This window comes from Marinobacter sp. S6332 (genome assembly GCF_023016045.1).
In the GTDB taxonomy this organism is placed as follows: Bacteria; Pseudomonadota; Gammaproteobacteria; order Pseudomonadales; family Oleiphilaceae; genus Marinobacter.
In genome coordinates, this window is record NZ_JALKAP010000006.1 from 34,072 (window position 1) to 58,427 (window position 24,356).

Annotated in this window: 23 protein-coding genes; 10 read left to right on the forward strand and 13 right to left on the reverse strand. The window is 53.2% G+C overall.

Going from position 1 to position 24,356, the window contains the following annotated elements:
• Positions 1 to 141 precede the first annotated feature (141 nt).
• The 8 genes from bioF (at position 142) to MWU62_RS10190 (ending at position 8,892) form a co-directional block, all read left to right on the forward strand.
• A complete protein-coding gene (gene bioF, locus MWU62_RS10155) occupies positions 142 to 1,317 on the forward strand; it encodes an 8-amino-7-oxononanoate synthase (protein ID WP_247114735.1) in 1,176 nt (391 codons plus the stop codon).
• Entirely contained in the window at positions 1,314 to 2,066 is a 753-nt protein-coding gene (locus MWU62_RS10160) for an alpha/beta fold hydrolase (RefSeq protein ID WP_247114736.1), read from the forward strand. Before bioF ends, MWU62_RS10160 begins: the two co-directional genes overlap by 4 nt.
• Entirely contained in the window at positions 2,063 to 2,902 is an 840-nt protein-coding gene (bioC, locus tag MWU62_RS10165; protein WP_247114737.1) for a malonyl-ACP O-methyltransferase BioC, read from the forward strand. The genes MWU62_RS10160 and bioC overlap by 4 nt, the downstream gene beginning before the upstream one ends.
• 19 nt (positions 2,903 to 2,921) lie before the next feature.
• A complete protein-coding gene (bioD, locus tag MWU62_RS10170; protein WP_247114738.1) occupies positions 2,922 to 3,614 on the forward strand; it encodes a dethiobiotin synthase in 693 nt (230 codons plus the stop codon).
• 51 nt (positions 3,615 to 3,665) lie between these two features.
• The gene (locus MWU62_RS10175) at positions 3,666 to 3,911 is read left to right on the forward strand and encodes a flagellar biosynthesis protein FlgE (protein WP_200365128.1); all 246 of its coding nucleotides are present in this window, start codon (positions 3,666 to 3,668) and stop codon (positions 3,909 to 3,911) included.
• 12 nt (positions 3,912 to 3,923) lie between these two features.
• Positions 3,924 to 4,745, forward strand: a complete 822-nt coding sequence (locus MWU62_RS10180; protein ID WP_247114739.1) for a putative metalloprotease CJM1_0395 family protein — start codon at positions 3,924 to 3,926, stop codon at positions 4,743 to 4,745.
• A 316-nt stretch (positions 4,746 to 5,061) separates the two neighbouring features.
• Positions 5,062 to 6,861: an acyl-CoA dehydrogenase C-terminal domain-containing protein gene (locus tag MWU62_RS10185; RefSeq protein ID WP_247114740.1), complete on the forward strand. Its 1,800-nt coding sequence runs from the start codon at positions 5,062 to 5,064 to the stop codon at positions 6,859 to 6,861.
• A gap of 234 nt (positions 6,862 to 7,095) precedes the next feature.
• Positions 7,096 to 8,892, forward strand: a complete 1,797-nt coding sequence (locus MWU62_RS10190; RefSeq protein ID WP_247114741.1) for an acyl-CoA dehydrogenase C-terminal domain-containing protein — start codon at positions 7,096 to 7,098, stop codon at positions 8,890 to 8,892.
• Between the two features lie 136 nt (positions 8,893 to 9,028).
• On the opposite strand, the gene MWU62_RS10195 is transcribed toward MWU62_RS10190, so the two are convergent.
• From MWU62_RS10195 to leuS, 5 genes are all read right to left on the reverse strand, one after another.
• A complete protein-coding gene (locus MWU62_RS10195) occupies positions 9,029 to 9,664 on the reverse strand; it encodes an endonuclease (RefSeq protein WP_247114742.1) in 636 nt (211 codons plus the stop codon).
• A 199-nt stretch (positions 9,665 to 9,863) separates the two neighbouring features.
• Positions 9,864 to 10,127, reverse strand: a complete 264-nt coding sequence (locus MWU62_RS10200) for a hypothetical protein (RefSeq protein WP_200365120.1) — start codon at positions 10,125 to 10,127, stop codon at positions 9,864 to 9,866.
• A 109-nt stretch (positions 10,128 to 10,236) separates the two neighbouring features.
• Positions 10,237 to 11,244, reverse strand: a complete 1,008-nt coding sequence (gene holA / locus MWU62_RS10205) for a DNA polymerase III subunit delta (RefSeq protein WP_247114743.1) — start codon at positions 11,242 to 11,244, stop codon at positions 10,237 to 10,239.
• Positions 11,241 to 11,831: an LPS assembly lipoprotein LptE gene (lptE, locus tag MWU62_RS10210; RefSeq protein WP_247114744.1), complete on the reverse strand. Its 591-nt coding sequence runs from the start codon at positions 11,829 to 11,831 to the stop codon at positions 11,241 to 11,243. Before lptE ends, holA begins: the two co-directional genes overlap by 4 nt.
• A gap of 1 nt (position 11,832) precedes the next feature.
• On the reverse strand, positions 11,833 to 14,418 hold the full coding sequence (gene leuS, locus MWU62_RS10215; RefSeq protein ID WP_247114966.1) for a leucine--tRNA ligase: 2,586 nt from the start codon (positions 14,416 to 14,418) through the stop codon (positions 11,833 to 11,835).
• A 340-nt stretch (positions 14,419 to 14,758) separates the two neighbouring features.
• On the opposite strand from leuS, the gene MWU62_RS10220 reads away from it, so the two are divergent.
• On the forward strand, positions 14,759 to 15,307 hold the full coding sequence (locus MWU62_RS10220; protein ID WP_247114745.1) for a zinc ribbon-containing protein: 549 nt from the start codon (positions 14,759 to 14,761) through the stop codon (positions 15,305 to 15,307).
• 182 nt (positions 15,308 to 15,489) lie between these two features.
• Here MWU62_RS10220 and lnt read toward each other — a convergent pair whose 3' ends face one another.
• The 5 genes from lnt to miaB form a co-directional block, all read right to left on the reverse strand.
• The gene (gene lnt, locus MWU62_RS10225) at positions 15,490 to 17,040 is read right to left on the reverse strand and encodes an apolipoprotein N-acyltransferase (RefSeq protein WP_247114746.1); all 1,551 of its coding nucleotides are present in this window, start codon (positions 17,038 to 17,040) and stop codon (positions 15,490 to 15,492) included.
• A complete protein-coding gene (locus MWU62_RS10230) occupies positions 17,030 to 17,878 on the reverse strand; it encodes a transporter associated domain-containing protein (protein WP_247114747.1) in 849 nt (282 codons plus the stop codon). Before MWU62_RS10230 ends, lnt begins: the two co-directional genes overlap by 11 nt.
• Positions 17,875 to 18,348 carry an rRNA maturation RNase YbeY gene (ybeY, locus tag MWU62_RS10235; RefSeq protein WP_247114748.1) on the reverse strand — a complete coding sequence of 158 codons (474 nt, stop codon included), beginning with the start codon at positions 18,346 to 18,348 and terminating at the stop codon, positions 17,875 to 17,877. The genes MWU62_RS10230 and ybeY overlap by 4 nt, the downstream gene beginning before the upstream one ends.
• A complete protein-coding gene (locus tag MWU62_RS10240) occupies positions 18,345 to 19,340 on the reverse strand; it encodes a PhoH family protein (RefSeq protein ID WP_247114749.1) in 996 nt (331 codons plus the stop codon). The genes ybeY and MWU62_RS10240 overlap by 4 nt, the downstream gene beginning before the upstream one ends.
• Before the next feature lie 464 nt (positions 19,341 to 19,804).
• Entirely contained in the window at positions 19,805 to 21,151 is a 1,347-nt protein-coding gene (miaB, locus tag MWU62_RS10245) for a tRNA (N6-isopentenyl adenosine(37)-C2)-methylthiotransferase MiaB (protein WP_247114750.1), read from the reverse strand.
• 331 nt (positions 21,152 to 21,482) lie between these two features.
• Between miaB and trmH the strand changes: the two genes are divergently transcribed.
• Positions 21,483 to 22,214: a tRNA (guanosine(18)-2'-O)-methyltransferase TrmH gene (gene trmH / locus MWU62_RS10250; protein ID WP_247114751.1), complete on the forward strand. Its 732-nt coding sequence runs from the start codon at positions 21,483 to 21,485 to the stop codon at positions 22,212 to 22,214.
• 147 nt (positions 22,215 to 22,361) lie between these two features.
• Here the strand turns inward: trmH and MWU62_RS10255 are convergent, their stop codons facing one another.
• The 3 genes from MWU62_RS10255 to MWU62_RS10265 form a co-directional block, all read right to left on the reverse strand.
• Complete coding sequence (locus MWU62_RS10255) at positions 22,362 to 23,378, reverse strand: nucleoid-associated protein (RefSeq protein WP_247114752.1); 1,017 nt, start codon at positions 23,376 to 23,378, stop codon at positions 22,362 to 22,364.
• A gap of 245 nt (positions 23,379 to 23,623) precedes the next feature.
• Positions 23,624 to 23,944: a helix-turn-helix transcriptional regulator gene (locus tag MWU62_RS10260; protein ID WP_247114753.1), complete on the reverse strand. Its 321-nt coding sequence runs from the start codon at positions 23,942 to 23,944 to the stop codon at positions 23,624 to 23,626.
• Positions 23,941 to 24,303, reverse strand: coding sequence for a type II toxin-antitoxin system RelE/ParE family toxin (locus MWU62_RS10265; protein WP_247114754.1), 363 nt, complete (start codon positions 24,301 to 24,303; stop codon positions 23,941 to 23,943). The genes MWU62_RS10260 and MWU62_RS10265 overlap by 4 nt, the downstream gene beginning before the upstream one ends.
• Positions 24,304 to 24,356: the final 53 nt, after the last annotated feature.

Below are 24,356 nucleotides of genomic sequence, written 5' to 3' on the forward strand. Positions count from 1 at the left end.
GTGCGCTTGTTTCGGGCCGTCCTTGGCCCTCTACAATCCCGGAGCACACCGCCCGCACGGCACCTGTAGCTTTCGGAAGCCCTCGAACACACCTCAATATCAGTAAGCATGAATGCTTGTCATTTCACTGGATGCTCACTCGTGCGTGATTTCACAGCTGAACTGGAACAACGAAAACAGGCAGGTTTGTACCGAACACGCCGGCATATTTCCGGGCCTCAGCAGCCGGTTTTGGCCGCTGATGGTAAGCGGTTACTTTCGTTTTGCAGCAACGACTACCTTGGCCTTGCCAATCATCCTTCCAGTATTGAGGCTCTGAAGAACGCCTTGCCGGAAACGGGGTTGGGTGGTGCGGCTTCTCATCTTGTTTGCGGGCATCACGAGGCGCATCACTTGCTTGAGGAGCGTCTTGCAGCTTTTACCGGACGTAGTTCAGCACTGTTTTTCTCCACTGGTTATATGGCCAATCTGGGTGTGATTTCTGCGCTAGCAGGGCGGGGCGATACGGTTTTTTCGGATCGTCTGAATCATGCCTCCATTATTGATGGCTGTATTCTCAGCCGCGCGAAGGTGCGCCGTTATGCCCATGGGGATGTGGCGGCGCTTGCGGCCATGCTGGCTGAGACTTCGGGACACAAATTGGTGGTTACCGATGGTGTGTTCAGTATGGATGGTGATGTGGCTCCTCTGCGGGAGTTGGCATCATTGTGTCGTGAGCATGATGCGTTGTTGGTGGTCGACGACGCCCACGGTTTTGGGGTGCTTGGGCCGCATGGGCAGGGGAGTGTGGCGGAGTTTGGTTTGTCGGAAGACGATGTGCCGGTTCTTATAGGAACTTTAGGCAAGGCCGCAGGCACGAGTGGCGCGTTTGTGGCAGGGCCTGAGGTGTTGATGGACTATTTGGTGCAGAAGGCTCGTACTTATATCTACACAACGGCTATGCCTCCTGCGCTTGCGCTTGCTACCTGCGCCAGTATTGATTTGATAGAGGGTGGTGATGGGCGTCGGAGTCATTTGCAGAGCCTGATTGATCGGTTTCGGCGGGAGGCCACGGCTTTGGGCTATTCGCTTATGCCCTCTCGTACGCCTATTCAGCCGATTATGGTTGGTGAGAACTGGTTGGCTTTGGCACTAAGCAAGGCGCTTGAAGAGTGTGGGTTGTTGGTGACGGCGATTCGACCGCCGACTGTGCCGGTAGGTGAGGCGCGGTTGCGGGTTACGTTCAGTTCAGCCCATTCCCATGACGATTTGAGTCATTTGTTGGAGGCTTTGTCTAGCTGTCGGCATTTGCTGGATGAGAAAGGGATTGCGTCATGAGCGCTCAGCGAGAGCCGTTGCGGCGTCTTGTTGTGGTTGGGGGTTGGGGCGTTCGTGTTGAAATGCTGGAAGAGCTATACCGGTTCTGGCCGGGGCCTGTTGAGTTGGTATCTCTGGGTGACGATCTTGTCGGACGTTGTGAATCAGTGGTACAGGTGGCCGATGAGCTTCTGTCGCGATATACCGAGCCTTCCGTTTGGATGGGCTGGTCGCTAGGTGCTCAGGTTGTTATGGAAGCTGCTAGTCGGGGTACGGGAGAGGTTTCTGCGGCTATTACACTCGCAGGCTTTCCGAAGTTCATCGCTGATGAACGCTGGCTTAATGGCATGTCTGTAGAGGAATTTAGTGTGTTTAGCCGAGGTTTGAGCCGTGAGGCTGATCGGTATTGGATGCATTTTTTGCTGCTAATGATAAACGGCTCGGCAAGCGCTTTGTCCGAGCGCCAGCGTCTCAAGAAATGGCTTGGCAAAGGATCCCCGGTCTCGAAGGGCAATTTGGTAAAAAGTTTGGGCTGGCTGGAACAATCCGACCAGCGGCTGCTGTGGTCGCTAGTTGATCTTCCTGTTCTTCACATTACCGGTGCTTGCGATCAGGTCGTGGCGACTTGGGCTGGTGCTCTGGAAACTCGGTCATCGTCGGTGGAGGTCATTGTTCCGGGTATGGCCCATTGGCCCGGCGGTGCATTTGCGGACGACTGTCGCGTTGGTATCGAAAGGTTTCTTCAATCGCTGGAAGGGGTGAGTGCATGAGCGTCCTAGGTGCGGTTGTCTCTTGCCCTGCCGGTAAGGCCGATATAGCACGGGAGTTCGGCAAAGCGCGGGCTAGCTACGAGAGTGCGTCCCGATTGCAGCGGCTTATGGGTAACACCATGCTGGAGAGGCTTGGGCGCCAAACTCACATCAAGGGCGGAAAAACTCTGGATCTTGGCTGCGGAACCGGGTGGTTTAGCCGCGAGCTGGCTAATCTCGAAGGCTCTGAAGGTGTGATAGGCATAGACCTGTCGATTGGCATGGTAGAGCACGCCGGAGAGAATTCCCCTCCTGAAATTGCATGGATTGTTGCCGATGCTGAGGCGATTCCCCTCCCTGACCAGAGTTGTGATTTGGTATTCAGTAACCTGATGATCCAATGGTGCGCGACGCCGTCTCAGGTTCTGCGAGAGTGCCGGAGGGTGCTCAGGCCTGGTGGCAAGTTGATGGTCTCAACGCTTCTTGACGGCACCTTGAGAGAGCTGGACCACGCTTGGCAACGAGCAGATCCCGGGCAAAGGCACATAAATCGGTTTGAGTCAGAAACGGCACTCAGGCGCTCGGCTTCTCAAGAACTACCAGACGCTGAAATTGAAACAAAAACTCTAACGCTGCCCTACGACTCTCCTTTCACCCTCGCATCGGAGCTGAAGCAACTGGGCGCGGGTTATAAAAATGCCGACAGGCGCCCAACCGTAACTGCACCGGGCCGCTTTCGCGCCATGTGCCAGCATTATCCCAAGGGTCCGGAGGGAGGTGTTTTGGCAAGTTACGAGGCAGCATGGATTTACTGGGCATGCCCGGATTCCAACCACGATACACTGACCAATAAATAGAGTGGATTAACCTGCTGGTATGGCTAAAAAAACGTTTTTTGTGACTGGTACAGATACGGGCGTTGGCAAGACCATGGTGTCTGCTGCAATTTTGGAAGCTGCTAAATCGGCTGGCAAGCGCACTCTGGGTATGAAGCCCATCGCCTCCGGCTGTGAAAGCACGCCAGCGGGGTTGCGCAATGACGACGCGCTCATACTCCAACATGCCGCTACGGAACCCCTGAGCTACGAGCTTGTAAACCCTATTGCACTAGAGCCCGCGATTGCGCCCCACGTTGCTGCCGCGCAAGCAGGGCGTGTTGTGTCTGTGGATCGTCTGGTTGGTTTCTGTCGCGGCATGCAGATGCGACCTGCAGATCTTTTGCTGATTGAAGGTGCCGGTGGTTGGCGGGTGCCGTTGAATGATCGGGAAACATACGCAGCTGTGCCCCGGGCTCTGGATGTGCCTGTGATAATGGTGGTTGCTCTCAAACTTGGGTGTATTAACCATGCATTACTAACTGCAGAAGCAATCCGCAATGATGGGTTAATTGTGGCTGGTTGGGTGGCAAATCGAGCTGAACCGGATGTAATGAGCTGTGAGCAGGAAACCCTGAGTTACTTGATGGAGCAACTTCCGGTGCGTTGTTTAGGCGTTCTGCCTTGGATTGAGGGCGCTGGGCCAGAGGCTCTGAGCCGCTATCTCGATATCGATTTGTTGTTTGAAAATTGAACAACAATGTGGCCTAATGGGTTAAGTTAATGGTCACGGGAAGCAGCAGTCATGATCAATAATACGCTTGCAATGGGTGTCCAAGGTATTCAAGATGGTATGTACGGCATGGAAAATGCCGCACGAAAAATTGCTCGTGCGGGCATTGACGGCCCTCAGGGCAGTGCCGAGACAGGGAGTAGCCTGATTGAGCCGATCATCGACCTCAAGCTCTATGAACGCAGTGTTGAGGCCTCGGCGCAAGTGGTGAAAGTCGCGGATGAAACGCTTGGAACGCTTCTAGATATCGTGGTCTGAGAGCTTTCATTCGTGAGCCCGCTTTCGTCACTTCCCCCCGCATTGAATTACTCTGCCAGAGGCGTGTCTGGCAGTTTTCCAGCTAGCCAGCAATCCGGCCCCCTATCTAATTCAGATTACAGCTCTTCAGCGCCCGCTGTCCGTGAGTCCCGTAGTACGGGCAATGCGACGGGAGAGGCGTCTTCCGAAACAGGCCCTAAAGCAGTACGTGCCGCAGATGAGAACGAAGGTGCGGGCTCAAGCCGCAGGGCGCTCGAAGCCGATGCTTCTGATAAGAAAGTGGGTGGTTTGGATGAGGCGGAACTGAAAGAGCTTACCGAGCTCAAAGCCCGGGACCGGGAAGTTCGAGCTCATGAGGCGGCCCATCAGGCCGCGGGTGGTCAATATGCGGGTGCTATGTCGTTTTCATACCAGCGTGGCCCCGATGGCGCGCAGTATGCAGTTGGTGGCGAAGTGTCGATTGATATTTCTCCTGTCAACGGCAACCCTCAGGCAACTATTGAAAAAATGCGAGTTGTGCGATCAGCCGCCATGGCCCCAGCCGAACCTTCTGGCCAGGACCGTGCAGTTGCTGCTCAGGCAATGCAAATTATGTTGCAGGCCCAGTCGGAGCTTGCATCGGAGGGTGAATCTTCAAATCCTTCAAGCGAAGAGCCCGCGAATGATTCCGACGACCCCTCAGGGAGCTCTCCGGTAAGTGACGGTGATCAGGAACGTGTATCTGCACAGTCTCCCAGATCTGTTGAGCAGGCCAGAACTGCCTATCAAAGTGTTGCAGGTTTTGGGTCAGGGTTGGACTCACCGGGGGACGGCTTCCTTCCCATATCGGTTTGATTTCGTCTTTCTTTAGTCTGCTATTGTTTGGGCGTCTATCGTCGCTCCTCCATATTAATAAAAAACCAATTCAAATCCTTCGCAGGCACGGGAATGCGGCTGCCTGTAAGTTTTGCCCAAGCCTTGATAACCGTTTCGGTGACCAATTACTACACAAATTATGCGTCCGGCTATTGACAATTCTGTGCCTCTAAACGTATGTTTCAAACAAGTGTTTAATTAATGCTGCAGCAGACCCTGTTGCAGTGTCTGAGCAAACCTAAGGCCGCGAGCTGTTATTACTTTTCAGCCAAGACCGATAACCGAGGTGGTTTACATGCCTGAGTACAAAGCGCCCCTGCGTGATATCAAATTCGTAATGAACGAGCTGCTGGACAGCGAAGCCCACTACGCCAATCTGGAAGGCGCTGAAGACGCAACTCCGGATATGGTTGATGCCATTATTCAGGAAGGTGCAAAGTTTGCTGAGCAGGTACTGTCCCCGCTGAATGCGGTTGGCGACAAAGAAGGCTGCGTCTGGAGCGAAGACGGTGTAAAGACACCGACTGGCTTCAAAGAGGCCTACGATAAGTATGTTGAAGGTGGTTGGCCATCATTGGCAGCTGACCCCAACTATGGCGGTCAAGGCCTGCCAAGCTCGCTCGGGATTGTAATGAGTGAGTTGAACGGCACGGCTAACTGGTCTTGGGGCATGTACCCCGGCTTGAGCCACGGCGCCATCAACACTGTAGAAGCGCATGGTACAGAAGAACAGAAGCAAACGTATCTCACCAAAATGATCAGCGGTGAATGGACTGGAACCATGTGTCTCACCGAAGCACATTGCGGCTCAGATCTGGGAACACTGCGCACCAAGGCAGAGCCCAACGCAGACGGATCATACAGCATTACTGGCACCAAGATTTTCATCTCTGCCGGTGAGCACGACATGACTGACAACATTGTTCACATTGTGCTGGCGCGACTGCCGGGCGCACCGGAAGGCACCAAGGGTATTTCCCTGTTCATCGTGCCCAAGTGTTTGCCCGCCGAAGACGGCTCTGCCGGTGAGCGCAACGCCGTAACCTGTGGCTCCATCGAGCACAAAATGGGTATCCACGGCAACGCTACCTGCGTGATGAACTTTGATGGCGCACAAGGTTGGTTGATTGGGCCTGAGAACCGTGGCTTGAACTGCATGTTCACCTTTATGAACGTAGCCCGTATCGGTACTGCTATTCAGGGCCTAGGCGCTGCAGAACTAGGCTTTCAGGGATCACTGGCCTACGCCAAGGATCGTCTGGCCATGCGTTCACTGAGTGGCGCTAAGAATCCGGAAAGCTATGCCGATCCGATTATTGTGCACCCGGACGTGCGCCGTATGCTGTTGACTCAAAAAGCGGTTGCAGAAGGCGCCCGCGCATTGATCTATTTGACAGCACAGAAAGCAGATCTTATTGAGCGTGCGAAAACCGAAGAAGAGCGCAAAGAAGCCGACGAGCTTTTGGGCTTCTTGACCCCTATTGCCAAGGCCTTCCTGACCGAAATTGGTTACGAAGCATCTAACTTGGGCATGCAGGTATTCGGTGGCCACGGTTTCATCTCTGAGTGGGGCATGGAGCAGAACGTACGCGATGCCCGTATTGGCATGATCTACGAAGGCACGACCGGCATTCAGGCGCTGGATCTTCTGGGCCGTAAGGTTCTGATGACTCAGGGCGAGTCTCTAAAGGGCTTCACTAAGCAGGTTCACACCTTCTGCAAAGAGAATGCCGATAACGAGCAAATGAAGCCGTTTATCGAGCCTTTAGCAGCGATCAACAAGGAGTGGGGCGACTTGACCATGAAAGTGGGTATGACGGCCATGAAGAACCGCGAAGAAGTAGGCGCTGCCTCTGTGGACTATCTGATGTACTCAGGTTATGCAGTATTCGCATACTTGTGGGCCCGAATGGCTAAGATTGCACAAGATAAGCTTGCAGAAGGCTCCAGTGAAGAGTTGTTCTACAACGCTAAGTTGCAGACAGCACGTTTCTACTTCACCCGCATGTTGCCGCGTACTAAGACCCACGCTGCAACCATGCTGGCAGGAGCTGATACTCTGCTGGATATGCCGGAAGAAGCCTTCGCGCTCTGAGATAATTTGAGCATGAAAGTTTAACTGGTAAAAAAGCCCGTACTCCTTCAGGAGCCGGGCTTTTTTCATGAGTTGAGATCAACTTTAAGTTAGAATAACGTCCATAAAATATAACTAGCCCAGACACACGGCCCGAGTAGGTGAGTTGGTTTTATATCCACAAGCCGCCTACGCAGACAAGTTTTGAACTTGGACTTTTCGAAATTGAACTGTTTTTGATATTGGAGAAAGTTGATGGCTGATTATCAGGCACCCTTGCGTGACATGCGTTTTATACTAAATGAAGTTTTTGATGCTCCTGCGCTTTGGGCATCACTACCCAAAGTGGCGGAGAATGTTGATCCGGACACCGCTGACGCGATTCTTGAAGAGGCCGGTAAAATCACCAGCGGTGTTCTTGCCCCTTTGAGTCGGGAAGCGGACGAGCAGGGTGCTCATTGGAAAGACGGTGAAGTAAGTTCACCGGATGGTTTCAAAGAAGCCTACCAGACGATTGTTGAAGGCGGTTGGAACGGCCTTGGCGGCAACCCTGAATTTGGCGGAATGGGTATGCCAAAAACTTTGGTGGCCCAGTTTGAAGAGATGATGCAGGGCGCCAACATGGCTTTTGGTTTGGCCCCTATGCTGACAGCCGGTGCTTGCCTTGCACTCGACGCACACGGCAGTCAGGAGTTGAAAGAAAAGTACCTTCCTAATATGTACTCCGGTGTTTGGGCTGGTGCTATGGACTTGACAGAGCCCCATGCCGGCACGGATCTGGGTATTATCCGCACCAAAGCTGAGCCAAACGACGACGGGTCATTCAATGTAACTGGCACCAAGATTTTTATCACTTGGGGCGAGCACGACATGGCAGAGAATATTATTCATTTGGTGCTGGCCAAACTGCCGGGAGCCCCGAAAGGGCCCAAGGGTATTTCTCTGTTGCTGGTTCCCAAATTTTTGGTAAACGAAGACGGCTCTCTGGGCGAACGAAACAGCTTCAGCTGTGGTTCCATCGAGAAGAAAATGGGCATCAAAGGTTCCGCAACCTGCGTGATGAACTTTGATGGTGCAAAAGGGTGGCTTGTAGGCGAGGAAAACAAAGGCCTGAACGCTATGTTTACCATGATGAATTACGAGCGCTTAGGCGTTGGTATTCAAGGCGTAGGCGCAGCAGAGGCTTCCCTGCAAAGTGCGCGGGAATACGCTATGGAGCGCATCCAGAGTCGTGCTCCAACCGGTGCACAACAACCGGAAAAGGCGGCAGATCCGATTTTGGTTCATCCGGATGTGCGTCGTATGCTGCTGACCATGAAGGGCTACGTTGAGGGTGGTCGTGCTTTCTCAACCTATGTGGCGCAATGGCTGGATATTTCCAAGTACGCAGATCCGGCTGATGAAGATCGTCGCAAGCACGCCGAGGGCATGGTTGCGTTGCTAACGCCAGTCGCAAAAGCATTCCTAACTGACCGTGGTCTTGATGCCTGCATTATGGGGCAGCAAGTGTTTGGTGGTCACGGGTTTATCCGTGAGTGGGGCCAAGAGCAGTTGGTACGTGACTGCCGTATTACCCAGATCTACGAGGGTACCAACGGTATTCAAGCGCTGGATTTGATGGGGCGTAAAGTTGTTGGCAGTCAGGGCAAGCTGTATGAGCTGTTCGCTGAAGATGTCGCCAGCTTCATTGAAGAAAACAGCAGTGAAGAAAGTCTGCGTCCATATATCGAGCCACTCGCAGCTGCATTTGAGCGTTTGTCTGACGTGACTGAGCATGTTATCAAGCAAGCCTCCGACAACCCCAACGCTATCGGTGCAGCTTCAGTAGACTATCTGGATTTGTTTGGGCTGACGGCGTTGGGCTACATGTGGGCCCGGATTGTAAAAGCGGCCGCACCAAAGGCGGGTGATGATACGTCTGGCTTCTACAGTGGAAAGCTGAAGACTGCACGCTTCTACTATGACCGACTACTGCCGAAAACCGTGTCTCTTGCAGAGGGCATTCGCAGTGGTAGTGATTCTATGATGGCGCATACTGCCGAGGAATTCTAACGGCCCCGTGTCGGGGCCTCTAAGTAGTTGAGGCCCCTGTCGACCATAAAAAAAGCAGGCTCTTTGGCCTGCTTTTTTTATGGAATTTCAGTTTTGTCGTTGGGCACTTAGCACTTAGCTACGCTGGAGCACTAAACTAAAGGCGCTCCATGCGAGTCGGATCAGCGATAAAGGGATTTTCATTTCCTTGAATCTCCGCTATGCGTTTATGCCGCGATAGCTCTCTGTCGTCTGGTGGGTCGACTTGGTTCCAGCCTTGGAATACCTGAGCTGGCCCAAGCCAGGGCAGGCCGTAGGTGCCAACCATATAGCCCATGCTGCGGGCGACATCGCCTTTTACCTTGGGGGGAGGTTCGAAGAAGAGGCCGCTTTCTCGGATGCCACAATCGTTCTTTTCAATCGAGGTTCCAATATTGTCATAGCGGGTGTTTCGTCGCCGAAGTTCGGTACGGTTTCCTACCGGAATCATATTGTGAAGGTCAGAGGCAATTTGCCGATAGCGGTTGTCTTGCTCGCACTGACGTGTGGTGCCACATGAAAGAGCATTGCGTATATCGGCGAGAGGATAAATATATCCCTCTGTCAGCGAGAAGCCTTTCTTAGAGAATTCCTTGTCGCAAAAGAAGGATTTACCACCCTCCGAGTAGAGGTTCCCCCAGAACTCCTCCTTAATGACCGTGTCCGGATCGCTGAAACGTGTATTTTGTGCGACAACAAGTGCCGTTGCTAGAAACAGAACAAGAGCTGTAATGATGGTAAGCGAGTTTTTCATGAGCCAATGTTACCTCTTAGCGTCAGGCTGCGCCTTGGCGAACTGGGCCTCATTTGTCGCTGTAATTGGTAAAATAGGCCAGACTTTCTGGAAAATTATGACGCTCAGTTCACTTATGAAGAGGATTATGGCATGAGGGCTCTTGAAACAAGAGCCCTTGGATTAAAATTTACAGCGTAGTGTTAACGGCTTAACGTTTTTACTTCATTTTGTCGCGAATATTCTGGTAACTTGACTTCAAATCTTCGCCCAGCTTTTTTGCCGTTTGACGTGCTTCCTGAGATGCTTCGCTCGCCTCATCCATGACTTGATCAAACCGGACTCGGAATTTATCCCATTCCTGTTCGAGATCATCAAACTCATCTTTCACTTCCTGACGCGCCAAATGCAGCTGAACGCGTGCTTCGTCGCGGTATTGTTTGATTTTATCCGAGAGCGATTTAAGTTCTTCTTGAATACCCATATCAAGCACCTCTGTTAATGAGTGGTTCTCCACCATGCGCCGGGGTATGAAAAACAGTCAAGTGACAGTGAAGCAAGGAAGGTTATATATAGGTTGCGTTTGATCTATGTCAGGATCTGGCAGCTAGAAGCGCCGACATATCGCGTAAGTAGTGCCAGGGGGACAGGGTGTCAAAGCCTTTCGTTGCTCGATCTACCTGGCTGCACAGTCTCAAGGCTTCATGCAGTTGCAGCGGGTTTAGGCGCCGGGCCGCTTGCTCCAACGCCCGCGCTCGTTGGGGCTGGAAGACACCGCGCTTCTTGAAGAAGGTGGAGGGAGATTCAGCTCTGTTCTCACCCGTTTTTAATTCCAGAAGTAAATTGATGTCACGGGTTAGTACCGCGAGAAGTCCGAGGGGATTTTCACCTTCTTGCTGCAGCACACCAATCATCTTGCCAGCGTGTGGCGCACGGCCGCTAAGTAGCTCGGTTACCAGTTCAAACCCGTTAAAACGCGAACTGTCCTGAACGGCTTGCTCTATTGTTTCTTCATCTATCGTGCTGTTATTGCTCAGCAGTGACAGTCGGTCGAGCTCCTGACTGGCGGCTAGCAGGTTACCCTCAAGTCGTTCTGCCAGCATTGCGAGTGCTCCGCGGGTTAGGCTAAGGCCTTGGTTTTTAGCCCGCTGCTGAAGCCAACCAGAAAACTTGTCGGCATCCACCGGCCATACCGGTACATGCACACCTTTGGATTGGAGTTCTTTGTACCACTTTCGACGGGTTTCCGCCGCGTCCAGACGTGTGCTGATTAGCAGGAGGATAATGTCTTCCGGCGGTTGTGCGAGAACCCTTTCTAGAACGGTGCGGCCGTCTCCCAACTTACCTGTCGGCAAACGGATTTCGATTCGGCGCCGGTCGGAGAATAGGGACATGGCACTGAATTCGTCGGCCACAGTGTTCCAATCGAGTTGTTGATCCGCATGAAAGGTTAGACGGTCGTGAAAACCTGCATCTTTAGCGGCACTTCGGATTTGATCGCAGCATTCCTGTACCAGTAACGGCTCATCACCGGAAATTAGGTAGACTGGTGCGAGACCTTTTCGGAGCAGTTGTGTCAGTTGGCCCGGATTGGTCTTCATGGTGCGGCGTTTTGCGGTTTTACCGGAGAGTTGGGCTTCGGGTGCTGGTCTCGGATTTCCCGCAGCCGCTCTTTGGTGATCGGAGCAAGTCGGAATACGATCTGTTGAGCTAATCGATCGCTTAATTGCTGCTGCAGGTTGTCTTCCTCGCGCTGTTTGGCGAGTACATTGGTCTCGTCGTACCTGTAGCTCTCAGTAGTGCTGAGGCGGCTGTTGGCAATAACGGGAACGCCATCCGTGCTTATCAGCTCGAGGTTCACCGAGTGCCTAAGTGTATACTCTGCGGCTGCGGCTTGAATGGTAATAGCCGAGGCGCGACGATCTTGCTCAAAACTGTGAATCTTAAGCTGATAGTTTGAGTCTGCTTCCTCCGATGCCAGCTCTACGCCTCCAAGTTCAAGTTGCTGACGCACAGCTAAGCAAAGGGAAGCGGGAACAGGAGGCCGACAGTCCAACATAAGCGGCTCCAAGGCCGCAGAAACCGGCGGCGCACTCCGCAACTGAAAGCCGCAGGCACCTAGGTTGGTCGCCAGTAACCCGGCGACAACCCATTTGGCGGTGCCTGCATGCACAGTGCGGAGCTGCATATCAGTTAGCTACCACGTTAACCAGTTTGCCGGGCACGACAATGACTTTACGAACCGTGGCGCCTTCAGTGAAGCGCCGGATGTTTTCGTTTTCCAATGCTAAAGCCTCAAGATCAGCTTTGCTGATATCCGCAGGAACATCGACTTTGGCGCGCACCTTGCCGTTAACCTGTAGAACCACCTGAATCTGGCTGCGAACCATAGCGGATTCGTCGGCTACAGGCCAGGATGCGTCAACTACGGGATCGCTGTGGCCCAAAGACTGCCAAAGGGTGTGGCAAATATGCGGCACAATGGGTGCCAGCATCACCACAGCGGCCTCGAGAGCCTCTTGGCGCACAGCGCGCGTCTGCGGCTCATCGTTGTTCAAGCGGCTGACATCGTTCAGCAGCTCCATTACAGCAGCAATGGCGGTATTGAACGTGAGGCGTCGGCTGATGTCATCGCTCACCTTTGCAATGGTTTCATGGGTTTTGCGCCGCAAGTCCTTTTGGGCGTCATTCAGAGCATCGGCATCAAGGGCCGGGGCGGCGCCGCCCGCGACCTGTTCGTTCACTAAACGCCATAGGCGCTTGAGGAAGCGGTGAGCGCCCTCTACGGCACTGTCTGACCATTCAAGAGACTGCTCGGGAGGAGCAGCGAACATCATGAACAGGCGAACGGTATCGGCACCGTGAGCGTCAATAATGGACTGTGGGTCTATACCGTTGTTCTTGGATTTGGACATCTTGGTAACGCCACCGGCGATTACAGGTTGCCCGTCTTCCTTGTGTACCGCGCCAATGGCGTGGCCTTTGTCGTCACGCTCCACAATGACATCTGCAGGTGCAATCCAGACCTTGCCGCCCTTATCGTCTTCACGATAGTAGGTGTCTGCTAATACCATGCCTTGGGTCAGTAGCTGTTTGAAAGGCTCGGAGCTGTTTACCAAGCCGACATCACGTAGAAGTTTGTGGAAAAAACGTGCGTACAGCAGATGCAGGATGGCGTGTTCTATGCCGCCGATATACTGGTCCACTGGCAGCCAGTAGTTTGCAGCCGCCGGGTCCAACATGCCTTTGTCGTAATTCGGGCTGCAGAAACGTGCGTAATACCAAGACGACTCCATAAAGGTGTCGAATGTGTCGGTTTCCAGTGTTGCTGGCTGGCCGTTGAATGACGTCTTTGCCCACTCTGGGTCGGCTTTAATGGGAGACTGGACGCCGTCCATTTCAACGTCTTCCGGCAAACGCACAGGGAGTTGGTCATCCGGAACCGGGCGCTGGGTGCCATCTTCCATGGTCATCATGGGAATGGGCGCGCCCCAGTAACGCTGGCGTGACACGCCCCAGTCACGTAGGCGGTAGTTGACCGTGCGCTTACCGATGCCTTTGTCTTCAAGGTGTTCGGCTATGGCGTCAAAGGCTTCATCGCTGGTCAGGCCGCTGTATTTTCCAGAGGAAACCAGTACACCTTTTTCTGTAAAGGCCTTTTCTTGAACGTCGATTTCGCGGCCATCATTGGCGGCGATAACTTGTTTTACAGGCAAGCGATACTTGAGTGCGAATTCGTGGTCGCGGTCATCATGGCCGGGAACCGCCATCAGAGCGCCGGTGCCATAATCTGTAAGCACAAAGTTGGCGATCCAAACCGGAATTTCTTCCTGAGTCAGCGGGTGTATGGCCTTGAATCCGGTATCAACGCCTTTCTTTTCCATGGTGGCCATTTCGGCCTCGGCAACCTTGCTGTTACGGCAATCCTCTACAAAATTAGCCACATCTGTGTGCCGTTCTGCAGCCGCTTTGGCCAGCGGATGCTCTGCGGCTACGGCCATGTAGCTCACACCCATTAAAGTGTCGGGGCGGGTAGTGTATACCGTTAGGCCGTCTTCGCTGTCTTTCAGTGGGAAGGTCAGCTCAGTGCCAACAGATTTGCCGATCCAGTTGCGTTGCATGGTCTTGACCTGCTCAGGCCAGCCATCGAGATCGTCCATGTCGTTCAGTAGTTCTTCGGCGTAATCGGTAATGCGGATAAACCACTGGGGAATCTTTTTCTGCTCAACCAGAGCGCCTGAACGCCAGCCGCGGCCGTCAACCACTTGCTCATTGGCAAGAACGGTTTGATCCACTGGATCCCAGTTAACGGTGGACATTTTCTTGTACACCAAGCCTTTTTCGTAAAGGCGAGCGAAGAACCATTGTTCCCAGCGATAGTAGTCTGGCTTGCAGGTAGCCAGTTCGCGGCTCCAGTCGTAACCAAAGCCCAGTTGTTTGAGCTGGTTTTTCATGTAGTCGATGTTGGCGTAAGTCCACTTGGCTGGTGCCGTTTTGTTGGCGATGGCTGCGTTCTCAGCGGGGAGGCCGAATGCGTCCCAGCCCATGGGCTGCATGACGTTCTTGCCTTGCATACGCTGATAACGGGAGATAACGTCGCCAATTGTATAGTTGCGTACGTGGCCCATGTGCAGCTTGCCGCTGGGGTAGGGGAACATAGACAGGCAGTAGTATTTCGGCTTACCCGGCTCTTCCCTGACTTCAAAGGTTTTGTTCTCGTCCCAGAAGGTGCGCGCATTGTGTTCAACGTCACGGGGATTGTACTGCTCGTCCATACCTGCCATTACCAAAGTTACCCTGTATCAAAATGATGTGCGGAGCGGCCGAACATTCTAACGCACAGAAGGCGTAACAGGTAGCCTGCCAAAAGCCTGATACTGTGCCATGATGATAAATATGGTGAAGGTTGCCAGCCGATGGGTCTCCCCGGAACACGCCGTGAATCCCCCTGCGGGGTCCGGCCAGCAATCGCAGATTGCTGTCGTTCAGCTGCGCATGAAGCTTTGCTTCATAGACGCTTGCTTCACCCCTGTAGGCTTGACGGCAGTATCCCTGCTGCCGACAGTTCCGGGGAGACCCACCGGCTGACGCCCCGTTAATTATGAGGAGTCCTCAATGACAGAGCCCGAAAGAAGTCACTTATCCGGAAAAGCCCTCGAGGTGTATGACCGCATGCTCGAGCGGGTGCAGAGCCGCCTAAGAGCAATACAGGAAACTTCTTTGGACACTTTGGAAGAAGAAGTCGATAAAGCGATTGAGGCAGAGCAAGAGCTGGAGGAGATGACCAGAGATGAAATCAGCCTCCTCGGGACCTACCTTCAGCGAGATCTTGAGCACCTTATCCACTTTGTGGACGAAACCGGAGAAGGGCTGGCAGAATGGTTGCAGCTTGATTTGGCGTTGCTAGAACAGCGGCTTACCGAGCGCTTGCTGTCGGTTGCCGACCAAACCTTGGTCGACACTCTGGCACTGCGACAAAAACTCGAAAGCCATGACGCCGGGCAATACATCGCCGGGGAAGTCGCCACCGCTGGTATGTTCCAGTGTCTGAACTGCGAGCACATGCTGTGTCTCACATCGACTAGCCATTTAGAACCATGCGAAGCTTGTGGTTCGCAATACTACAAGCGGGTTACTAGTATTTGGCCGCGGAAAGAAGGCTGAAAAAACACGTTAGGTGGAAAGCGTGTTCGCTGGTGGGTTCTCGCTGGCTCAGAGGTAGCCAAGGCCGTGTAGGTTTTCAAAACTGTGCGGAGCCATGGATGGCGGAGCCAAGCGTACACGGACGTATTCACAGCGTGTTTTGAAAACCTACACGGCCTTGGCTGTATGCTCCTAGGCTAGAATCAGTTTTTAGGAATAACCCGCTCACGAACAAACACAATCAAAATCAACGCCAAGGTAAGAACCGGCCAAGAAGCCGTCATCATATACGGCGTGCTACCACTAGCCTTAAATACTTCACCAGTTAGCACCGCACGCTCAAACTGCGGAATACGTGCCGTAATCTGCCCCTTGTTATCAATGATCGCCGTCACCCCATTATTGGTACCGCGAATCATATAACGTCCGGTTTCCAAAGCTCGCATACGCGCAATCTGTAAATGCTGCAACGGTCCCACAGAATCACCGAACCAGCCATCGTTACTGATCGTTAGCAGCAAATCCGAATTAACCGCATTACGGGCAAGAAAGTCCGGGTAAGCCACCTCGTAGCAAATAAATGGCATCACCTTGGTACCGTTAGCAACCAAAGGTGACTGGTTTTCAGGGCCTCGAGTAAAGCTCGACATGGGTAAATCAAAGAAACCGATCAGCCCGCGTAAAACACCCTCAAGCGGAACATACTCCCCAAAAGGCACCAACTTCTGCTTGTGATAAATTCCTTCGCCGTTCCCAATGGCCGTAATACTATTGTGGAAGGTAAAGCCGTTGGCCCGCTCGCTGAAACCGTACCACGGGATACCGGTTATCAGCGTGCTCTCGTCACCAAGCTTCTCCGCAATGTGGTCAATGATCTTGCCTGCCTGATCCTGAGGGATGGGGATAGCCGTTTCTGGCCAAAGGATTAGGTCAGTGTTCCAGTGGGGTTCCGTCATGCCCAGATAAGCCACAATCTGGTCCTTCAAAAACTCCGGGTCCCACTTTACCTGCTGCGGAATGTTGCCCTGTATAGCGGCCACAGACGTGGGTTCGGTACTAATATTAGTCCAATCAACCTTGTTGAGCGCCGGGGCGGCAAGCCAAGGAATGAGTGCTGCAAATGTCACGACTCCAGCGCTAGTTAGGCTCTGCCTGACGATAAGCCAGCCTGCAGCGACAATGGCAGCACCGCTTGCCGCGATCACGAAAGTTAGACCGTGAACGCCGACCACGGGCGCCAGCCCTGCTAGTGGCCCATCGGTGTGTGCAGTTCCGAGATAGAGCCAGGGAAAACCTGTCAAAAGCCAGCCACGGAGCCAGTCGCCGAGAATCCAGATGGCCGGGAATAGAATAAGCCGCCGCACAGCGCTGTTTTTAGCCAGCTTGCCCCAGAACCAGAAGGCGAGTGCCGGGAATAAAGCCAGTACCGCCACAAAGGCCGCGGTGAGCAAAATAGAAACGGGAATGGAGGTGTTGCCGAATTCACTGATGCTTATGTAGACCCAAGTGGCACCCGAGCCGAATAGGCCCAAGCCCGTTAGCAAACCCGAAATAAAAAGCTTGTTTGCTGGTATGGGAATAGTAACCAGCAAAATTAGTACCACAGACACAGGCCCAAGCCACCAGAAGTGGAAAGGCGAGAAGGTCAGGGTTTGCAAAGCGCCGGCAACCAAAAGGGTTGCCGCACTCAACCAAGGGTTGGATAAAAACGAAAAAGCTGGGGTGTTAGAAGGCGATGCTTGATCAGGGCTCACTACGGGTTACCTGTAACAGACGGATGACACGGTTATCAGCGTTGGCTATGGTAAAGCGCAAGCCGCCAAACTCAACCGTTTCGCCACGTCTGGGCAGGTGACCAAATTCCTTGAGCACTACGCCGCCAATGGTGTCGAACTCTTCTTCATCAAATCCGGTATTAAAAAACTCGTTGAAATCATCAACCGGGGTGACCGCCTTTACAGCGTGAGAACCATCGCCCCGGGCTTTGATGTGTGTTTCTTCGTCGACATCGTGTTCGTCTTCGATTTCTCCGACGATTTGCTCTAGCACATCTTCAATGGTTACCAGGCCCGCTGTGCCGCCGTACTCGTCCACGACTATAGCCATGTGATTGCGGTTTTCCTTGAACTGCTTCAGCAACTGGTTCAGGCGTTTGCTTTCAGGAACAAAGGTGGGCGGGCGCAGAAGTTCTCGCACGTGCGACCAGTCCATATCGTCATCAAGCGCCAGAGGCAGGAGGTCTTTTGCAAGAAGTACACCGATGACATCATCCTGACTATCGCCAATAACCGGGAAGCGGCTATGGGCAGATCGGATAATTTCACCAAGGTACTCTTTAGGATCCTGAGAAGCGCGTACAGTGACCATTTGGGAGCGGGGGATCATGATTTCATCCACCCGCATGTCCACCACCTGCATGGCACCTTCGATGATGCTCATCGCATCGGCGTCGATGATACCTTCAGTTTCCGCGCTTCTTAGTACCTCCAGCACGTCTTCGATAGATTCCGGCCCGCTGGAGAAGGCGTGTGATATACGCTCCAGCCAGGACTTGTTGGAGCCCTGACTGCGACTCGACTGATCGTCGCTCATGAGTCTTTTACCGTTTCCTCTGCATCGTAGGGATTGCTGAAGCCAAACTTTGCCAGCAATTGAATTTCCAAGGCTTCCATGGCCTCTGCATCTTCGTCATTTATATGGTCGTAGCCCTGAAGATGCAACATGCCGTGAATCACCATGTGTGCCCAATGGGCTGATGATTCTTTGTGTTGAACATTTGCCTCATTTTCCACAACTGGGGCACAAATAACGAGGTCTCCTGCCAATGGAACCGTTATACCGGCTGGCGCTTCAAATGGAAAGGACAACACATTGGTGGGTTTGTCCTTGCCTCGGTATTGGTGATTTAATGACTGGCTCTCTTCAGTATCGACGATACGAATTGTAACTTCTGATGGATCCGCACCCAGCCAGGCTGCTTGAGCCCAAGCCTGAAAATGTGGCTCACCGGGTACGCCAGACCCATCGAATACATTCTGGAGGTCAACCGTCAGTTCATTCACTGTTTGCGGTCGCTCCCTTTGGTGCTTCCTTCGTCAATTGAATCATAGGCTTCTACGATTCGCTGGACCAGTGGATGTCGAACCACGTCTTTGGCTTCAAAACGAGTAAAACCGATGCCAGTCACATTTTTCAAAACGGTTGCCGCGTGGATCAACCCCGAGTTTTGGCCGCGCGGAAGATCTACCTGAGTAGTATCGCCGGTAATCACTGCAGTAGACCCAAACCCGATGCGGGTTAGGAACATTTTCATCTGCTCGCGGGTGGTGTTTTGGCTTTCATCGAGAATAATAAACGAGTTGTTCAGGGTGCGACCACGCATGAAGGCCAGAGGCGCAATCTCGATCACACTTTTCTCGATCAAGCGTGTGACGTTATCAAAGCCAAGCATTTCATAGAGGGCGTCGTATAGCGGCCGCAGATATGGATCGACCTTCTGCGCTAGATCCCCGGGCAGGAAGCCAAGCTTCTCACCCGCCTCGACGGCTGGGCGTACCAAAAGAATCCGTTTCACTTGCTCGTCTTTCAGTGCTTCCACAGCGCAGGCTACCGCTAGCCAGGTCTTGCCTGTACCGGCGGGACCAATGCCAAAGTTAATGTCGTGGGAGCGAATGCTGTGAACATACTTCTGCTGATTCGCACCGCGGGGTTTGGCGGTGAGTTTGGGGGTTTTGATGATGGTGACGGCGCCATCAAAGGGTATGTCTTCGGGCAGCCTTTCAAATCCGGTTTCCCGGATGTACAGGTGCACGGTGTCTGGAGATATGTCGTCTGTGGCTTCGGTTTCCCGATACAAGTGTCGAATCACTTCTACCGCAGCGGCAACGTGTTCGGTTTCACCCTCCACTCGGAAGTGGTGGCCTCGTCGGCTAATTGAGACTTGCAGGCGTCGTTCGATGTGTTTCAAATTCTCATCAAACTGTCCACACAGGGTGGTAAGCCTGCGCTGGTCTGCCGGGTGTAAATCAAATTGTCTGGAATCGTTGGTGTTCAATATTACTCCGGTTCTGGTGGCTCTCAATTTAGGGAGAATGCATATCTGACTTTAGCGTAACGGGCCGGAGCGTGGGCCTACCTCCCAAAAAACGCCCGTGAATACGTCCTTGTAGGGCTCGGTCGGGCCATCCTTGGCCCTCCACGTTTTTGGGAGGTAGGCCCACGCTCCGACCCTTTTTAGACTATGTGCAGGCCCGCAGTGGAAAAACAAGTAGGAAGGTTGTTTTTGGTACGGGAGAATTCAAAGTTGTTGGGTGTGCTTTGATAATCATTTTGTTTCTTCTGGACTACGAGGACTACTACTGGGTGACTAATAAAGAGCGCTTGAAGCCACTTCCCAAAAATGTAGAGGGCCAAGGATGGCCCGAAACAAGCGCACATGGATGTGCTTGTAGCGGTTTTTGGGAAGTGGCTTCAAGCGCTCTTACCACCACCCAAAAATGATTCGATGGGAAAGGAGCTTTAATACAACTCCGAACCCACAGGCACACCCCTCAACGAGTTAGCGTAGGCCTCGACAATTTCGACGTCTATGAAGTGCCCGATAATCTCTGGATTCTCATGCCGGAAGTTTACAATCCGGTTGTTCTCCGTACGCCCTGAATACTCCCCCGGATCCTTCTTCGATAGCCCGGTTACCAGAATGCGCTGAGTCGAACCTACCATCTTGCGGCTGATATCCATGACCGTTTGATTGATGCGATCCTGCAGGATTTTAAGGCGCTGCTTCTTCACTTCCATCGGCGTTTCGTCCGGCAAGTCCGATGCAGGCGTGCCGGGACGGGCGCTGTAGACGAAGCTGAAGGACATGTCGAAGCCGATATCGTTTATCAACTTCATGGTGTCTTCAAAGTCTTTCTCGGTTTCACCCGGGAAACCAATAATGAAGTCTGAAGAAAAGCTGATGTCAGGCCGAATCTTGCGCAGGCGGCGTAGTTTGGATTTGTATTCCAGTGCAGTATGGCCGCGCTTCATGGCGGCCAGAATGCGGTCGGAGCCGCTTTGTACGGGCAGGTGCAAGTGGCTGACGAGTTCGGGTACTTGCTCGTAGACTTCAATCATTGCATCGGTGAATTCAACCGGATGCGAGGTGGTGTAGCGAATGCGGTCGATGCCGTCGATGGTGGCAATTAGGGTAATTAGCTCCGCCAGATCCATTACATCGCCATCGTGAGTATCCCCGCGGTAAGCGTTAACGTTTTGGCCCAGTAGGTTTACTTCCCTAACGCCTTGGCTGGCTAAGTGGGCAACTTCGGCGATTACGTCGTCGGCTGGTCGGCTGACTTCTTCGCCGCGGGTGTAGGGCACCACGCAGAAGGTGCAGTATTTGCTGCAGCCTTCCATGATAGAGACGAAGGCAGACGGGCCGTCGGCGCCGGGTTCTGGCAGGTTGTCGAACTTTTCGATTTCCGGAAAGCTCACATCTACCACGCCCACGCCGTTACCTTTCATGCGCACTTCGGTAATCATATCCGGCAAGCGGTGAAGGGTTTGCGGGCCGAAGACCATGTCGACATAGGGCGCGCGATCAAGAATGGCCTGGCCTTCTTGGCTGGCGACGCAGCCGCCCACGCCGATAATCAGTTCTGGCTTGTTTGCTTTGAGCTTTTTCCAGCGACCCAGCTGGTGGAAAACCTTTTCCTGTGCCTTTTCACGTATGGAGCAGGTGTTTAGCAGCAGGATATCGGCGTCATCTGGCGATTCGGTCATTTCCACCGCTTCGCCGGTTTTAAGTAGGTCGGCCATGCGGGATGAATCGTATTCGTTCATCTGGCAACCGTGGGTTTTGATGTACAGCTTTTTGGCCATGGGTCTCAACACAACTGGATGTATTTGGCGCCCGGAATTATGAAATGTCCGGAATGGGCGCTCTGAAAAGGAGAACTGCGCATTATAACGGGGTGATCATTCTGCAACCAGCGTTGTCTCGGTAATCTGCCAGTTTTGCTGTGGTATTATTTGCGGGTTTTGTATTTCGGAGTGGGCAGCGATTGGTGCAGGTCTCTCCAAAAAGCGCCCGTGAATACGTCCATGTAGGGCTCGGTCGGGCCATCCTTGGCCCTCCACGTTTTTGGAGAGACCTGCACCAATCGCTGCTTCGACTTCGGAGTTTGATCGCCCAATACCTACAGTGAAAACGATGACCCCCGAACGCCTTGCCCGCATCAAACAGGTTTTGAACACCCGACAGCCGGACCTGACAGTCCTGACTGATCAGGTTCACAAGCCAAGGAACCTCTCGGCCATACTGAGAACCTGCGATGCCTTCGGGCTCGCTAATATGCACGTCGTGTGGCCAAAAGAAGGCTTCCGGGCCTTTCGGAAAACTGCCGGCGGTAGCTTCAAGTGGGTAACACCTCACACCCACCGCACCATGGACGAGGCTATCGCAAACCTGAAAGGGCAGGGCCAAAGGATTTACGCCGCGCAGCTTTCGGACCGGGCGATCGATTACCGATCTGCAGACTTCACCGTGCCCTGCACAGTGATCATGGGCAACGAAGTGGACGGTGTCAGTGCGGAAGCGGCGGAGCAGGCGGATGAGCACATCGTTATCCCCATGATGGGCATGGTCGAATCCCTCAACGTGTCCGCCGCCTGCGCTATTATCCTCTCCGAAGCCCAACGGCAGCGCAAAGAAGCTGGCCTGTTCGATAGCCGACGCATACCGGATGAAGACTACAATCGCCTGCTTTTCAGTTGGTGCCAGCCCGTCGTCAAACGCTACTGCGACGACCGAAACCTGCCATACCCGCCCATTGATCACGAAACCGGTGAGCTAATCGACGGAGTAGGCTGGATGCAGAAAGTAAGGGTGCAGCGGGCAAACCGCCCCCGCTGGAATGAAGAAAACCCAGTAGAAGCCAGCTAACGTAAACACCTTTTGCCCGGATCGGCCCGTGGCGTGGTGAAGCTTTTCTGCCGGAAAAAGATGTCTGAGCGAAGCGAGTTGTTTTTCCAGAAGAAAAGCTTCACCGCGCCGCGGAGCCAGCCCCCAAAGCGGCAGGCCCCAAATAGATCAGTCCTCGCGATTTTCCAAATACCGTTCCAACTGCTCCCGCAAAGCCTTAGGCAGGCGAGTAATCGTCAGCGCATCCTTGTCGCGGTCGTAGTAAATTGCCTGATTCACTAAATCTGAAGAAAACGAAACACTCATGCCGCCGCCAGAGCCCGCAATACGCACCAGCTTCTTTACCTTCCGATGGTCCGGATGCAACACACCGCTCTCCGGCATCTCCGCAGATTTACTGGCAAACTCCTTGAAACGCCCCGGCTCATCCTCATCCAGATAACCAGACAGCGCCTCAATGGCAACCGGTTCACCCAAGGCATGCTGTTCCTTGCAGAACTCATAAGCCCGTGTGCGCACTTCGCCAGCCTTCTCAGGCTCCGAAGACTTGGCAAACGCCTCCACCGCATCCAGAAACGTCAGAGTTTCCTTCTCAACATCGATCTGATTGGTGAAGCCGCACATCCGGATAAACAGCTCTCCCGGCTCGCCAGTTCCTCGCGCATGAACCAGCGTAAGGTAGTTCTCTGCGGCGTTATCCCCAAGCCAGTCATCCAGTTCAACCCGCATGGCAAGGTTCAAGCGCGATGTACTCAGCACATCCGTTGTATCAAGCGCCTGATTACCATCAAAACGCAGAGCTCCATCAGTCTCCAGAATCATCACGTAAACTACATCTGAATCTGCCAGCGCTTCGTGCACTACCACAAGTTGCCCCACAAACTCTTCTTGGCAGCTCGTAAGCAACTCCTGCCACTGCCCAAACACTCGATCCGTGAACGAAGCAAAACTTTGCTTTTCCTCCAAATAATCCTTAAGCCAGCTGCTCAAAGGGCTCTCCCCAATATCTTCCGAGAATCGCCCGTACTTCTTGCCCGGTTTGCTGTTAAACAGCCGCTTCATCTGCTTATGCAGGCCCTCATAATCACCACCCGGTTCCTGCATCGCCTCACCACTTTGAAGGCGGGCAGGCTGCCCCGGCTGATACTGACTGGAAAACGTAGTGCGCAGATGCTTGATAGCCATAAACAGATAATCCCGAATAAAGAAACAAAAAAGCCCCGAAGGAAACCTTCAGGGCCAAAGATTCTGCCATGGACACCAAATACATTCACGACTAATAGGAAGAATTACTCTCAAGCCTGATAGCCGTGGGGTGGGGTGTCTTTTCTGGCGGGAAAAAGATGTCTGAGCGAAGCGAGTTGTTTTTCCCGCCAGAAAAGACGCCCCGCCCGCGGCAGACATCATAGCATTCAGGCCAGTTGCAGCCCTCAGGCCTCCACCACAGAAACACGCCCTGCCGTTGTTGAGCGTCGCTCAGCACCGATCACTATTTGCACATCCCGACCCAGACGAGTCAGACACTCAAGCATTTTTGTTTCACTGATACCGCGAAACTTACCGTTCAGCAGGTTGGACAGCTTGGACTGGGTCAAATCCAGAACCTTGCAAGCCTCCGCCTGTGTCCACTGATTAGCTCTGATGATATTACGGATTTGCGCCGCCAACTGCGCCTTGAGCAGCATCGTGCCAGCGTCGCGGGAGCCAAGATCCTCGTAGACGTTAGCGCCACCTTCTTCAATACTGGTCATTTCCCTCCTCCCTCGGCGTGCCTTTTCGCCGCTTTCAGGCGCTCATTGATCACATCTATCTCAGGCTTCGGAGTGGCAATGCCCCGCGTTGATTTTTTCTGAAAACAGTGCAAAACGTACACAGCATCGCCATATTTAACGGTATACACGGCCCGGTAAGTGCCGTCACTGTCTCGCTCCACCACTTCCAGAACGCCCGCTCCCCCAAAGCCTTTCAGAGGCTTGGCTTTGTCGTGTTTGTATCCGGTTTGGGCCAGATGTAACGCAAAGCCAAATACATCTTTCACATCATCCGGCATGGCAATCAGGTCTTTTTTGGTCGACCCCATCCAGAATAGTGTTTTTGTTCTCGAGTCCATGAGTAATTTATACCTATTTAGATATAAATGGTAGCAGATAAATTAAGCAAAGG